Below are 12463 nucleotides of genomic sequence, written 5' to 3' on the forward strand. Positions count from 1 at the left end.
TAATTTAAAAGATAATAAGTGTTAGGTAAAGACCTAACAAAGTAAAGAATAATACAGGTATAGTAATTACAATACCCGTTTTAAAGTAAGTACCCCAAGAAATTTTAACTCCTTTTTGAACTAAAACATGTAACCATAATAATGTAGCAAGAGATCCAATGGGTGTGATTTTTGGTCCTAAATCTGCTCCAATCACATTGGCATAAATCATTCCTTCTTTTATAGAACTTATAGCATGCGATTGATCGATGGCTATCGCATCAATAAGTACGGTAGGCATATTATTCATAATTGCTGAAAGAAATGCGGATACAAATCCCATGCCCATAATACTGCTAAAAAGTCCGTGCTGAGCTATTGATGATAAAATATCTGCTAAAATCAATGTCATCCCTACATTCTTTAAGCCAAAAATAACAAGATACATACCGATAGAAAATATTACGATATTCCACGGAGCCCCTTTGATCACTTGTTTCGTATGCACTACATTAGACTGACGCGCTAATAATATAAAAATCACAGCTATAGCTCCAGTGATAAATGATACAGGTATATGTATGAACTCACTCACTAAGTAACCTATAAGTAATAAAGCTAAAATAATCCATGAAATTTTAAATAATCGTGTGTCTCGTATAGCATCTTTAGGTTCAGAAATACTTGATATATCAAAAGTTTTAGGGATGGATTTTCTAAAGTAAAACCATAAAACTAAGATACTAGCTAATAGAGAAAATAAATTAGGTATAAACATACGCATTAAATATTCAACAAATTTAATACCAAAGTAATCTGCTGATACAATGTTAACTAAATTACTTACAACAAGTGGTAATGAGGTGGAATCTGCTATAAACCCACAAGCTATAATAAAAGGAAATACTAACTTATTATTGAAACCTAAATTTCTTATCATTGCTAAAACAATAGGCGTCAAAATTAAGGCTGCACCATCATTAGCAAAGAATGCTGCAATAAGCGCCCCTAATATCATGATATATATAAACATCTTTAATCCATGTCCATTAGATGCCTTAACCATATGAATAGCTGACCATTCAAAGAATCCTATCTCATCAAGAATCAATGATATAAGAATGACTGAGACAAAAGTTAGTGTAGCATTCCAAACAATTCCGATCACTTCTAATATATCTGTAAAATTTACTACACCCGTAATAATAACTAAAAGTGCTCCAATGATTGCTGAAATACCTATGTCTAACCCTTTAGGTTGCCAAATGATTAAGGTTAAAGTGATGAAAAATATTACAATTGCTAATACAGTAGTCATGAAATTTCACCTTTCTTTATAGTATGACAAATACATTGGTTATGAGTTGAATGAAGTAAATTTAATTGATTTGTCACTTGTTCAAATAAGCGGTGATTAAGTTCGTATATTTGTTTATTGCCAACTTTGTTTGCAAACACTAATTTGCAATCAACAAGTAACTTCATATGGTGGCTTAGTGTTGGTTGTGAAAAGTTAAAATGTATAAGTAAATCACACGCACACAATTCACCACAAGATAATAAATCTAAAATTTCTAATCTGCTAGGATTCGCAATGACTTTTAATATGTTAGATAATTGAATATATGACATAAAATGGCCTCCTATAACATAACATAGATTATCATCTATATAGATAAACGTCTATGCTATATTGGTATTTTAGTTAAAAAACATGCCAGTTGTATCTTATAAAATAAAAATACAACTGGCATTGTAATTGAAAATCGATATTTTATTTGCGATATTTCAGGCGTGCGAAAGCATCATGCTGGTGGATAGACTCTTCATTACGACATTCAATATCGAACCCTTCAATCCAATCAAATTCAACTAAGTCTGCTGCAATTAGTCGAATTAAATCTTCAACAAATCGTGGGTTTTCATAAGCACGTTCTGTTACTCGTTTTTCATCAGGACGTTTTAAGATTGGATATAAGATAGAACTAGCGTTGGCTTCCATAGCGTCTAAAATTTTATTTTTATAATCATCGATGACATCATTATTTTTATCTAAATATGCTTTAACTGTAACGATACCACGTTGATTATGTGCAGAATATTCACTAATTTCTTTTGAGCAAGGACATAGTGTTGTTACTTTGGCTTGAATAGTTAATTCTTTGCGTGTAACGGTATGATTTTCAATAGCTAAACCATAAGTAACATCTGCATGACCTACAGCTTTAATATGTGTAACAGGACTATAACGATCAAAGAACCATTTACCTGACACATCAACACCTGCAGCATTTTGATTCATCTTATCTTGTAGCGTACGCAACAATTGATGTAGTGTGTTAAATTCAAGTTCAATGCCATTATCATAATGTTTTTCAACGCTTTCTAATATGCGACTCATATTAATGCCTTTTTCATTTTTATTTAAACTCGTTGAAAAACTAAATAAACCAGCTGTTTGATACTGATCAATTAAAACTGGATAAGTTAAATTTTTAATGCCTACTTCCTCTATTTCAAATAAGAAATTTTTGTGAGTGCTTTGTAAATCGGTCATTTCATTTTTAGTAGTTGGTTTCGTACCTTTGACAGGGTCAACAGAACCGAAATGTTTCCAACGACCCTCTCTAGTGGATAAGTCAAATTCTGTCATGTTTTACCTCCATTTAAGATTCAAAGTGATATGTCCAAAATGGCTCTATTTTTAAGAAACTTTGTGCTTGACCATCTATTTCGGGACTGGCAAGTTGTTTTAAAAATGGTCCTGTTTGTGAAGCGTGCGCTTCGAAAGCTTTGAGTTTTATATCACTATATTGCGATATGTCATTTTGAATATCAGGTTCCCCAAGAATTTCCGGTGCATCATTGCTAAACGCTACAAGTGTAAGACGTGGGCGATCTGACACATGCATGCGCCCAACTGTACGTACTACAGCTTCTGCAGTTGCTTCGTGATCTGGGTGGACTGCAAATTTAGGATAGAACGAAATAATTAATGATGGATTTGTCTCGTCAATAAGTGATTGAATCATTTGATCCATTTGATCGTAAGGTTCAAATTCAACAGTTTTATCTCTTAACCCCATTTTCCTTAAATCTGTAATCCCAATTGCTTTGCATGCTTCTTCTAACTCACGTTCACGTATAAGTGGTAAAGATTCTCTTGTTGCAAAAGGAGGATTACCTAGATTACGTCCCATTTGTCCTAGGGTGAGACATGCATATGTGACGGGAATACCTTTTTCAATGTAACTTGCGATAGTTCCAGCAGACGAAAAGGTTTCATCATCAGGATGAGGGAAAATCACAAGTACGTGTCTTTCATCAGTCATGATTAGCAACCTCCTTTATATAGTAAATGGCTGTTTACTTATTTCTATTGTAGCAGCCAATTGTCCTTCATAATTAAAACCTGCAATTAAAAATTCGTTGTTCTTATTAACTTCATAGTGCGTAAGTCCTTGCACGTAAACCCAGCCACCATCTTTTAATTTAAGACCTACACGATATGGATCTTTATCGCCGCCTTTAAGTTGTGCATGTTCAAAAGTCACGACAATATTTCTTAAAAATGTTCCAGCGTTAAATACACGTTGATCGAAATGATTTGCATAAGCACCATTTGTTGTTTCAACGTGTAGGTAAACAGGCTGATTTGCGTAAGAAGTTAATAAATCTAGCACTTCTTGTTCTTTAATTGGTTCCAACACGTTCACTCCCTTAAACTAAATAATATGTTACTGACGGACTACCGATAAACATATTATTTACCAGCAAACTCGTTTATCTATCTATTTTACTAGAAAGCTATGTATATTTGTACACGAATGCTCGATTTAATTAGGAAAAATTCAAGAAAAAACTTTGAATACTACGTATAGAGCGTTAATATGTTTAAAATCTTAAGCATTTGTTACATTATAAATTAAGAGATACAAAAGAGTAAGGCGTAAGTCATCACTCATTGCCATATTGAAATTAGAGGTGTTTGATATTGAAAATGATTAATTTAGATTCAAAAAAACTTGCGTCATTTTATGTAGCATGCGAGTTGTTTAAACAGATACAGCAGTACCCTCATACCAAACTCGGTTTAGCAACTGGTGGAACTATGACTGACGTATATCATTACTTAGTAAATTTATTAACCAAAAATAAAGCTGATGTGTCGCAGGTTGAAACATTTAATTTAGATGAATATGTAGGTTTAAAAGCAAGTCATCAGCAAAGTTACCATACCTATATGAATAAAGTGCTATTTGAGCAATATCCTCATTTTGCTAAAAATCACATTCATATTCCTGATGGCTATTCAGAAAATCTAGAAGCAGAAGCGGAACGATATAACAAATTATTAGATGAAAGAGGTCCGATTGATATTCAAATTTTAGGAATTGGAGAAAATGGTCACATTGGATTTAATGAACCAGGAACAGACTTCAATAGTGAAACACATGTGGTGAACTTAACAGAAAGCACTATAAAAGCAAATAGTCGATATTTTGACAATGAAGCGGATGTTCCTAGACAAGCAGTTTCAATGGGATTAGCAAGTATTTTAAAAGCTAAAAGGATTATACTACTTGCATTTGGTCCAAAGAAAAAAGAGGCCATAAGTAAACTGTTAAATGAACAGGTTACCGAAGATGTACCTGCGACCATTTTACACACACATCCTAATGTTGAAGTTTATGTAGATGATGATGCAGCACCAGATTGTTTATAATTATTTAGTAGTTTATATAGTAGTTTTTATATACAAAATATTTTATGTGTTTAATAAGTTTAGTGAAGGGTATAAAACTATAAGCAAAAGAGAATTTCTCAAAATGAAAGGATGAATTTCATTGGAACTACAATTAGCCATTGATTTATTAAATAAAGAAGAAGCAGCAAAATTAGCTCAAAAAGTTGAAGAATATGTAGATATTGTTGAAATCGGTACACCAATTGTAATTAACGAAGGCTTACCTGCAGTTCAACATTTAAATGAAAATATTAATAATGCTAAAGTATTAGCTGACTTGAAAATTATGGATGCAGCAGATTACGAAGTAAGCCAAGCAGTAAAATATGGTGCAGATATTGTTACAATTTTAGGTGTTGCTGAAGATGCTTCAATTAAAGCAGCAGTTGAAGAAGCGCATAAACATGGAAAAGCATTGCTTGTTGATATGATAGCAGTGCAAAGCTTAGAGCAACGTGCTAAAGAACTAGATGAGATGGGTGCAGACTATATCGCAGTTCATACAGGTTACGACTTACAAGCAGAAGGAAAATCTCCATTAGATAGCTTGCGTACAGTTAAATCTGTTATCAAAAATTCTAAGGTTGCAGTAGCAGGTGGTATTAAACCAGATACTATCAAAGATATTGTTGCAGAAGATCCAGATTTAGTTATTGTTGGTGGCGGTATTGCGAATGCTGACGATCCTGTAGAAGCAGCAAAACAATGTCGAGCAGCTATTGAAGGTAAATAAGATGAGTGAATTTAATAATTATCGTCTTATTCTTGAAGAGTTAGATGCTACTTTATCCCAAGTAGATAATACAGAATACGAACGTTTTGCTAATGATGTTATAGGTGCAGATCGCATATTTACAGCTGGTAAAGGTCGTTCAGGTTTTGTTTCAAATAGTTTTGCAATGCGCTTAAATCAATTAGGTAAAAATGCCTACGTTGTAGGTGAGTCAACAACACCTTCAATTAAAGAACATGATTTGTTTATTATTATTTCAGGTTCAGGTTCTACAGAACATCTAAGATTATTAGCTGAAAAAGCACAATCTGTCGGTGCAAAAATTGTCTTATTAACTACAAATGCGGATTCGCCAATCGGTAATCTTGCAGAGACAGTTGTTGAATTGCCTGCAGGTACTAAACATGATGTTGAAGGTTCAAAGCAACCACTTGGTAGTTTATTTGAACAGGCCTCACTTATATTCTTAGATAGTATTGTATTACCTTTAATGGATGCATTTCACATTAGTGAAAAAGCAATGCAAGAGAATCATGCTAATTTAGAATAACTAAAATGAGAGATAAGCACTTTTGTCTATGATTAGACAAAGGTGCTTTTTAATATATGGTGCAACATTACTCCTTTAAGTGTATATTTATAATATAACTTAAACTATGAGGTGAACATCATGAATTTTGATAGTTATATTTTTGATTTTGATGGAACGCTAATTGATACAACAACGTGTCATGTTAAAGCTATACAAAGCGCTTTTAAAAGATTAAATTTAGATGAACCTACAGAACAAGCTATTTTACATACATATCATTTAAATTTATATAACAATTTTAAAGCGTTAGCTTCACACGAACTGTCTTTTTATCAAATAGAAAAATTAATAGATGAATACCATCGTTGTTTTAGCAACGATGAAATACATCAATCAAAAGAATATACCGGAATAAGTGAAGCATTACAGTTTTTACATAACCAAAAGAAAAAAATATTTGTACTATCTAATAAAGATACACTAACAACGCAAAGGTATTTAGATTATCTTGGATTAAGTCGTTTTATAACTGATTCATTAGGTGTCTGTATTAAAAATGAAGACAAACTTCTTTGTGAAACGATTCAAAATTTGATACAGAAACATCATTTAATGATAGGTAAAACTGTGTATATAGGGGACACAGCACAAGATATCAAGAGTGCGAATCAAGCTCATGTGCAAACATGTGCTGTCACATGGGGAGCGCAATCTGCACACGAATTGTTGTATGAAAATCCTCATTATGTTGTTAATAATCCAGAAGAATTTTTAACAATTTTATAATATTCTCAATGGTAGGATAATCATTCATGAGGAATTTTATCCTACTCTTTTTTTAAAACTATGAAGCAAGTATAATGTAAACATAATTATATAGAGTGTTTACAAATGGTGATGAAGATGAAAAAAATAATGGAATATTTACAGCATTATATTAATCAATACCCGCATCGATTAGCTTTAGTGTTTGAAGATCGACATCTAACGTATGGAGAATTAAGTAAAGAAATTTATCAGGCTAGTATGCGCTATAAAGAAGTAAAATTAAACGAAAAAGTAGGTCTAATGGATGACCATCCTGTAAATAATATTATTAACTATTTTGCGGTACATCAAAGAGGTGGAATTCCTTGCATTTTTAATCATCAATGGAGTAATGAAAGGATACATCAACTTGTAAAAAGTTATGACATACAATGGTTAATTAAAGATAATCATCTTACCTTAAATCATGATGACTCAATTTATAATGATGAGGTGATCCCACGTAATGTTATACATATAGGTTTCACGTCAGGAACTACAGGTTTACCCAAAGCGTTTTATAGAAATGAACATTCTTGGATAGTTTCTTTTAAGGAAAATGAGAAATTACTCCAGCATTGTGAAGAAACCATTGTAGCACCGGGTCCTTTATCACATTCACTTTCATTGTACGCATGTATTTATGCATTAAGTACTGGAAAAACATTTATAGGTCAAAAAAATTTTAATCCACTATCTCTTATGCGTCTTATTAATCAATTGAACAAAGCGACAGCAATATTTGTAGTGCCAACGATGGTACAACAACTTATTTCAACCCAACGACATTGTTCATCGATTAAAAGTATTTTGAGTAGTGGTGCTAAACTTACATTGCAACAGTTTCAACAAATCAGCACTTTATATCCACAAGCAAATTTAATAGAATTTTTTGGGACATCTGAAGCAAGTTTTATAAGCTACAATTTTAACCAATCATCTCCTGCTCATTCTGTAGGTAAACTTTTCCCTCATGTCGAAACGCGATTATTAAATCAAGATGATGATGCAGTAGGATTATTAGCCGTTAGAAGTGAAATGGTGTTTAGTGGTTATGTGGGACAGAGCAATCAAGAGGGGTCATGGATTAAAACAGGTGACTTCGCTTATATTAAAAATCAACATTTGTTTTTAGTAGGTAGAGAGAGTGACCGTATTATAGTTGGGGGAATCAATGTATATCCAACAGCTATTGAAAGCTTAATTATGGATATTGAAGGCATTGATGAGGCGCTTGTCATCGGTATACCACATACTAAATTTGGAGAAATAGCGATATCACTTTATTCAGGTAAAGTACAATTGAATTACCGACAAATTAAATCTTTTTTAATGAAACAACTTTCAAGACAAGAAGTTCCATCAAAATTAAAGAAAATTGACCATATGATTTATACAGAATCGGGAAAGATTGCTAGAAAAGAGATGAAAAATAAATTTATTAATGGAGAGTTATAAAAATGAAGCAACCTGTTATTATTGCAGCAAAACGTATAGCCTTCGGTAAGTATGGTGGCCGATTGAAGCATTTAGAACCTGAATCATTACTAGAACCTTTATTTAATCATTTTACAGATCAGTATCCAAAAGTAATGTCTCTTTTGGATGACGTCATTTTAGGTAATACGGTAGGTAATGGTGGTAATTTAGCTAGAAAATCATTACTCGAAGCAGGATTAGATTTTAAAATACCTGGTATAACAATTGATCGTCAATGTGGTTCAGGTCTTGAAGCTGTTATACAAGCTTGTAGGATGGTACAAAGTGGTGCTGGAACAATATATATTGCAGGTGGTGTTGAGAGTACTAGTAGAGCTCCTTGGAAAATCAAACGCCCGCAGTCAGTTTATGAATCTGAGTTTCCACAATTTTTTGAACGGGCGCCTTTTGCAAGAGAAGGAGAAGACCCTTCAATGATTGAAGCCGCTGAAAATGTAGCGAAAAAATATCACATCAGTAGAAATGAACAAGATGACTTTGCTTATCGCAGTCATCAGTTGGCATCAAAAAACATGAATAACGGTAATATTTCCCAAGAAATTTTACCGTTCAAAGTGAAAGGTGAATGTTTTAATCAAGATGAAAGTATTAAACCTCAACTCACTCTCAAAACACTTGGCAGACTTAAACCGCTTTTAAATGAAGGAACAGTCACAGTAGGAAACAGTTGTATGAAAAATGATGGTGCAGTATTACTGATTGTTATGGAAGAAAATCGGGCACGTCAATTAGGATTCACCGAAGGGATTAAGTTTGTAAATAGTGCTACTGTAGGTGTTCAACCTCAGTATTTAGGAGTGGGTCCAGTGCCAGCAGTAAATCAATTATTAGCTCGGGAACGATTAACTATAAATGATATAAATGCAGTAGAATTAAATGAAGCATTTAGCTCTCAAGTTATTGCTAGCCAACAACAACTTAACATACCTTTGAATAAGTTGAATTGTTGGGGTGGAGCAATTGCTACAGGGCATCCATATGGTGCAAGTGGAGCAGCGTTAGTCACACGTTTATTTTATATGAAACATCAATTTAGAACTGTAGCAACTATGGGAATAGGTGGAGGAATAGGAAATGCAGCTTTATTTGAAAGATGGTATGGAAATTAGAGAAGTTCAATTTACAAATGAAGAAGTTCAAAATTATTGTGAATTGCTTAATATAAAGTATGACCATTATGTTCCTACTCTTATGTGTGCCAAGTTATGGCCACAATTTGAGTTATTTCAATCTTTTTCAAAGAAGCCTATCATATTAAAAGAGACACACATTAAGACACAACAACAACTTCAGGTCGATTGTACCTATGAAGCGACATTGCATAAGGTTTCACAAAAATTAATTAAAAATATCATTAAATATACATATGGACTCGAAATAAATAAAGATAAAAAACATTGTATGTATATAAAACAAATATTTATCGAGGTAAGATAAATTATGAAATTTACAATAGAAATGGTGAATGAATATTTAACTATAGTTAATGATGAGAATCCGATCCATCGTTCCATTGTACCGGGACAACTCATATGTGAAAAAGTATTTTCTGAACTTAATGTGAATTGGATGAATTACAAAATTAAGTACTTAAAACCAATAAATATAGATGAGGAAGTACATTTTTTTATAAAAGAAAATGATGAAATTGTAGTTTTTAAAACATATGATGATATCAAACTAACAATTACTAGAAGTTGAAAAGGTTAAAGCTTGTAAGTTAAATTTTAGTAAATATTTAACTAATAATAATTATTTCATCTCTAAACAATGAATTCTGAAAAATGAATAAAAATTAATTTTCAAAAAAATGTATTTTTAATAAGTTTGACATTTAAACTGAACACTCTATAATTACTTACCATATTCATAGAAGGAGTGTTTTGTTTTGGAGTTTGATAAAAACCAAATTACATTGGTTGACGGTAATAATGCCAAAAAAACAGTTATTGCCACTGGAATAGGTAACGCTATGGAGTGGTTTGATTTTGGTTTATACTCATATTTAGCAGTAATAATAAGTAAAAACTTTTTTAGTCAAGTTGATAATGATCAACTAAAGTTAGTTTTTACATTTGCTACATTTGCTATAGCATTTTTATTACGCCCTATAGGTGGTATTGTTTTTGGTATCATTGGAGATAAATACGGTCGTAAAATAGTATTAACTACAACAATCATATTAATGGCCTTTTCCACGCTATTAATAGGCGTTTTGCCTACATATAATGAAATAGGAGTATGGGCGCCAATATTATTACTTTTAGCTAGAGTCCTACAAGGATTTTCTACTGGAGGAGAATATGCAGGAGCAATGGTTTATGTTGCTGAGTCATCACCAGATAGAAAAAGAAATTCTCTTGGTTGTGGACTGGAAATTGGAACATTATCAGGATATATAGCTGCGTCAATTTTAGTATTTGTTTTAAATATCTCTTTAACTGAAACACAACTGAATTCATGGGGATGGAGAATTCCTTTTTTATTGGGAATGTTCCTAGGTCTTTTTGGATTATATTTGCGTCGTAAATTAGAGGAATCACCAATATATGAAAACGAACAAAGGGAATTACAAAAGCATCCCACAAGAGAGCCTATCGGGGTATTTACTTTAATTAGATTTTACTATAAAGATATTATAGTATGTTTTGTTGCAGTAGCATTCTTTAATGTTACTAATTACATGGTTACTGCTTATCTGCCATCATATTTAGAAGGTGTAATTAAATTAAATGGAACAACTACTAGTATCATGATTACTTGTATTATGGTTATAATGATTCCATTGGCACTAATGTTTGGACGTATAGCCGATAGAATTGGGGAGAAAAAAGTATTTCTTATCGGTTTAGGTGGATTAATATTATTAAGTGTTGTGGCTTTCTCATTGATGCAATTACAATCGTTATTCTTTGTATCAATAGGTGTATTAATACTAGGTTTCTTTTTATCAACTTACGAAGCAACGATGCCTGGTTCACTTCCAACGATGTTTTATACACATGTACGTTATCGTGCCTTAGCTATTACTTTTAATGTTTCTGTTTCTTTACTTGGAGGTACTACGCCATTGATAGCATCATATTTAGTTAGTACTACTAATAATCCATTAACACCAGCATATTATTTAACAGTAATAAGTATAATAGGTTTCATAGTCATAGCATTATTGCACAAAAGTACCGCAAGTAAGTCATTAAAAGGATCTTACCCTACTGTTGATAATGAAAAGGATAGAGAGTATTATGAAAAAAATCCTGAACAGGCATTATGGTGGTTAAAGGAAAGACAGGAAAAAGAAAAATTCTAATGTTTTAGTTTTAAAATTTATAAATCGTTGAACGATTATTTGTCCATATAAAAACGCTAATGTTAGCAATGCTCAAAGGTTCTCTCCGAGCTACAAAAGGGGACAAGTTTTGGCTAACATTAGCGTTTCTCACTTGTTAGGGTGAGTGTTAATTTAGGGATGATAGAATGTCTTTAAAGCTAAACGTATTAAGGGACTAAATGCTTTAAAACTCATTTTATTTGGGTCTGGAAAGACAAAAGTGCTAATTCTCAATTAGGTTTGATGCAATGTCTAGATGTCTAGAATAACGTTAACGATATGAGTAACTTGTCGGCATGTTGTCAACGTCATTCTCTAGTAGAGAGAGCAATTGATAGATTTCATACTTATTAAAAGTTTCATCACATTTTATAGTAATTGTCTTGAAAGTTTTAGTTATGATTTCATAAACGGGTGTTCCATTTTCTATATTTCTTCTGTAGATAATCATGTTGTTTATACCTCCCTTGCCTCTCTACACTTTAAATAATAAAGGATAAACCATAAGAAATCATGGTTCTGTAGTATCAAATTTACATACGACGATAAACTGATTACTTTCTAAGACTTTATATGTATACAATGTTTATTACGGTTTGAAAGGAAAGAGAAGAGAGGCTGGGACATAATTCCTAGCAAAATAGCCAGTAAATGAGTTTTCATAAATTCATTTACTGGCTTCTTTATTTACAATACTTCGTATTGTTGGCTCGCTTTCTTAGGTGACAGCTTCAGCCTATAGTCTTCAGCTTGTCCTGTTCCCTCAAGAGTTTCGCCAAAATACTTTGTGTTTATATGTAAATTTATATTAAAATACTTTGAAAAATAAGGCCC

The 12463-nt window shown here is 32.3% G+C and carries 15 protein-coding genes; 9 read left to right on the plus strand and 6 right to left on the minus strand.

Going from position 1 to position 12463, the window contains the following annotated elements:
- Positions 1-4: 4 nt before the first annotated feature.
- The 5 genes from arsB to HMPREF2663_RS03085 form a co-directional block, all read right to left on the minus strand.
- Entirely contained in the window at positions 5-1297 is a 1293-nt protein-coding gene (gene arsB / locus HMPREF2663_RS03065) for an arsenite efflux transporter membrane subunit ArsB (RefSeq protein ID WP_002445751.1), read from the minus strand.
- Positions 1294-1611: an ArsR/SmtB family transcription factor gene (locus HMPREF2663_RS03070; protein WP_002445752.1), complete on the minus strand. Its 318-nt coding sequence runs from the start codon at positions 1609-1611 to the stop codon at positions 1294-1296. Before HMPREF2663_RS03070 ends, arsB begins: the two co-directional genes overlap by 4 nt.
- A gap of 142 nt (positions 1612-1753) precedes the next feature.
- A complete protein-coding gene (folE2, locus tag HMPREF2663_RS03075) occupies positions 1754-2632 on the minus strand; it encodes a GTP cyclohydrolase FolE2 (RefSeq protein WP_002445753.1) in 879 nt (292 codons plus the stop codon).
- Between the two features lie 13 nt (positions 2633-2645).
- Positions 2646-3311: a bacillithiol biosynthesis deacetylase BshB2 gene (gene bshB2, locus HMPREF2663_RS03080; RefSeq protein WP_002445754.1), complete on the minus strand. Its 666-nt coding sequence runs from the start codon at positions 3309-3311 to the stop codon at positions 2646-2648.
- 15 nt (positions 3312-3326) lie between these two features.
- A complete protein-coding gene (locus HMPREF2663_RS03085) occupies positions 3327-3689 on the minus strand; it encodes a YojF family protein (RefSeq protein WP_002445755.1) in 363 nt (120 codons plus the stop codon).
- A 284-nt stretch (positions 3690-3973) separates the two neighbouring features.
- Here HMPREF2663_RS03085 and nagB point away from each other — a divergent pair, with 284 nt between their 5' ends.
- From nagB to HMPREF2663_RS03130, 9 genes are all read left to right on the plus strand, one after another.
- Positions 3974-4705 carry a glucosamine-6-phosphate deaminase gene (gene nagB / locus HMPREF2663_RS03090; RefSeq protein WP_002475564.1) on the plus strand — a complete coding sequence of 244 codons (732 nt, stop codon included), beginning with the start codon at positions 3974-3976 and terminating at the stop codon, positions 4703-4705.
- A 121-nt stretch (positions 4706-4826) separates the two neighbouring features.
- On the plus strand, positions 4827-5459 hold the full coding sequence (gene hxlA, locus HMPREF2663_RS03095) for a 3-hexulose-6-phosphate synthase (RefSeq protein ID WP_070845762.1): 633 nt from the start codon (positions 4827-4829) through the stop codon (positions 5457-5459).
- A 1-nt stretch (position 5460) separates the two neighbouring features.
- Positions 5461-6009, plus strand: a complete 549-nt coding sequence (gene hxlB, locus HMPREF2663_RS03100) for a 6-phospho-3-hexuloisomerase (protein ID WP_002475501.1) — start codon at positions 5461-5463, stop codon at positions 6007-6009.
- A 120-nt stretch (positions 6010-6129) separates the two neighbouring features.
- Positions 6130-6777, plus strand: a complete 648-nt coding sequence (locus HMPREF2663_RS03105; RefSeq protein WP_002475566.1) for an HAD family hydrolase — start codon at positions 6130-6132, stop codon at positions 6775-6777.
- A 105-nt stretch (positions 6778-6882) separates the two neighbouring features.
- The gene (locus HMPREF2663_RS03110) at positions 6883-8256 is read left to right on the plus strand and encodes a long-chain fatty acid--CoA ligase (RefSeq protein ID WP_070845764.1); all 1374 of its coding nucleotides are present in this window, start codon (positions 6883-6885) and stop codon (positions 8254-8256) included.
- 2 nt (positions 8257-8258) lie between these two features.
- Positions 8259-9407 (plus strand): acetyl-CoA C-acyltransferase, encoded by a 1149-nt coding sequence (locus HMPREF2663_RS03115; RefSeq protein WP_002445760.1) that lies wholly within the window; start codon positions 8259-8261, stop codon positions 9405-9407.
- On the plus strand, positions 9373-9735 hold the full coding sequence (locus HMPREF2663_RS03120; RefSeq protein ID WP_002475544.1) for a protein VraC: 363 nt from the start codon (positions 9373-9375) through the stop codon (positions 9733-9735). Before HMPREF2663_RS03115 ends, HMPREF2663_RS03120 begins: the two co-directional genes overlap by 35 nt.
- Positions 9736-9738: 3 nt before the next feature.
- Positions 9739-9999: a hypothetical protein gene (locus HMPREF2663_RS03125; protein WP_002474114.1), complete on the plus strand. Its 261-nt coding sequence runs from the start codon at positions 9739-9741 to the stop codon at positions 9997-9999.
- A 187-nt stretch (positions 10000-10186) separates the two neighbouring features.
- Complete coding sequence (locus tag HMPREF2663_RS03130; RefSeq protein WP_070845766.1) at positions 10187-11608, plus strand: MFS transporter; 1422 nt, start codon at positions 10187-10189, stop codon at positions 11606-11608.
- A 292-nt stretch (positions 11609-11900) separates the two neighbouring features.
- Here the strand turns inward: HMPREF2663_RS03130 and vraX are convergent, their stop codons facing one another.
- On the minus strand, positions 11901-12080 hold the full coding sequence (gene vraX / locus HMPREF2663_RS03135; protein WP_002445763.1) for a C1q-binding complement inhibitor VraX: 180 nt from the start codon (positions 12078-12080) through the stop codon (positions 11901-11903).
- Positions 12081-12463: the final 383 nt, after the last annotated feature.

The sequence above is a fragment of the Staphylococcus sp. HMSC077D08 genome (genome assembly GCF_001837945.1).
Taxonomy (GTDB): domain Bacteria; phylum Bacillota; class Bacilli; order Staphylococcales; family Staphylococcaceae; genus Staphylococcus; species Staphylococcus epidermidis.

Excerpts from the sequence above, each read along its gene's own strand:
- hxlB (WP_002475501.1), top strand. The coding sequence starts at position 5,461 with ATGAGTGAATTTAATAATTATCGTCTTATTCTTGAAGAGTTAGATGCT.
- folE2 (WP_002445753.1), bottom strand. The coding sequence starts at position 2,632 with ATGACAGAATTTGACTTATCCACTAGAGAGGGTCGTTGGAAACATTTC.
- arsB (WP_002445751.1), bottom strand. The coding sequence starts at position 1,297 with ATGACTACTGTATTAGCAATTGTAATATTTTTCATCACTTTAACCTTA.
- bshB2 (WP_002445754.1), bottom strand. The coding sequence starts at position 3,311 with ATGACTGATGAAAGACACGTACTTGTGATTTTCCCTCATCCTGATGAT.
- HMPREF2663_RS03125 (WP_002474114.1), top strand. The coding sequence starts at position 9,739 with ATGAAATTTACAATAGAAATGGTGAATGAATATTTAACTATAGTTAAT.
- HMPREF2663_RS03105 (WP_002475566.1), top strand. The coding sequence starts at position 6,130 with ATGAATTTTGATAGTTATATTTTTGATTTTGATGGAACGCTAATTGAT.
- HMPREF2663_RS03120 (WP_002475544.1), top strand. The coding sequence starts at position 9,373 with ATGCAGCTTTATTTGAAAGATGGTATGGAAATTAGAGAAGTTCAATTT.
- HMPREF2663_RS03115 (WP_002445760.1), top strand. The coding sequence starts at position 8,259 with ATGAAGCAACCTGTTATTATTGCAGCAAAACGTATAGCCTTCGGTAAG.
- vraX (WP_002445763.1), bottom strand. The coding sequence starts at position 12,080 with ATGATTATCTACAGAAGAAATATAGAAAATGGAACACCCGTTTATGAA.
- HMPREF2663_RS03110 (WP_070845764.1), top strand. The coding sequence starts at position 6,883 with ATGGTGATGAAGATGAAAAAAATAATGGAATATTTACAGCATTATATT.
- HMPREF2663_RS03070 (WP_002445752.1), bottom strand. The coding sequence starts at position 1,611 with ATGTCATATATTCAATTATCTAACATATTAAAAGTCATTGCGAATCCT.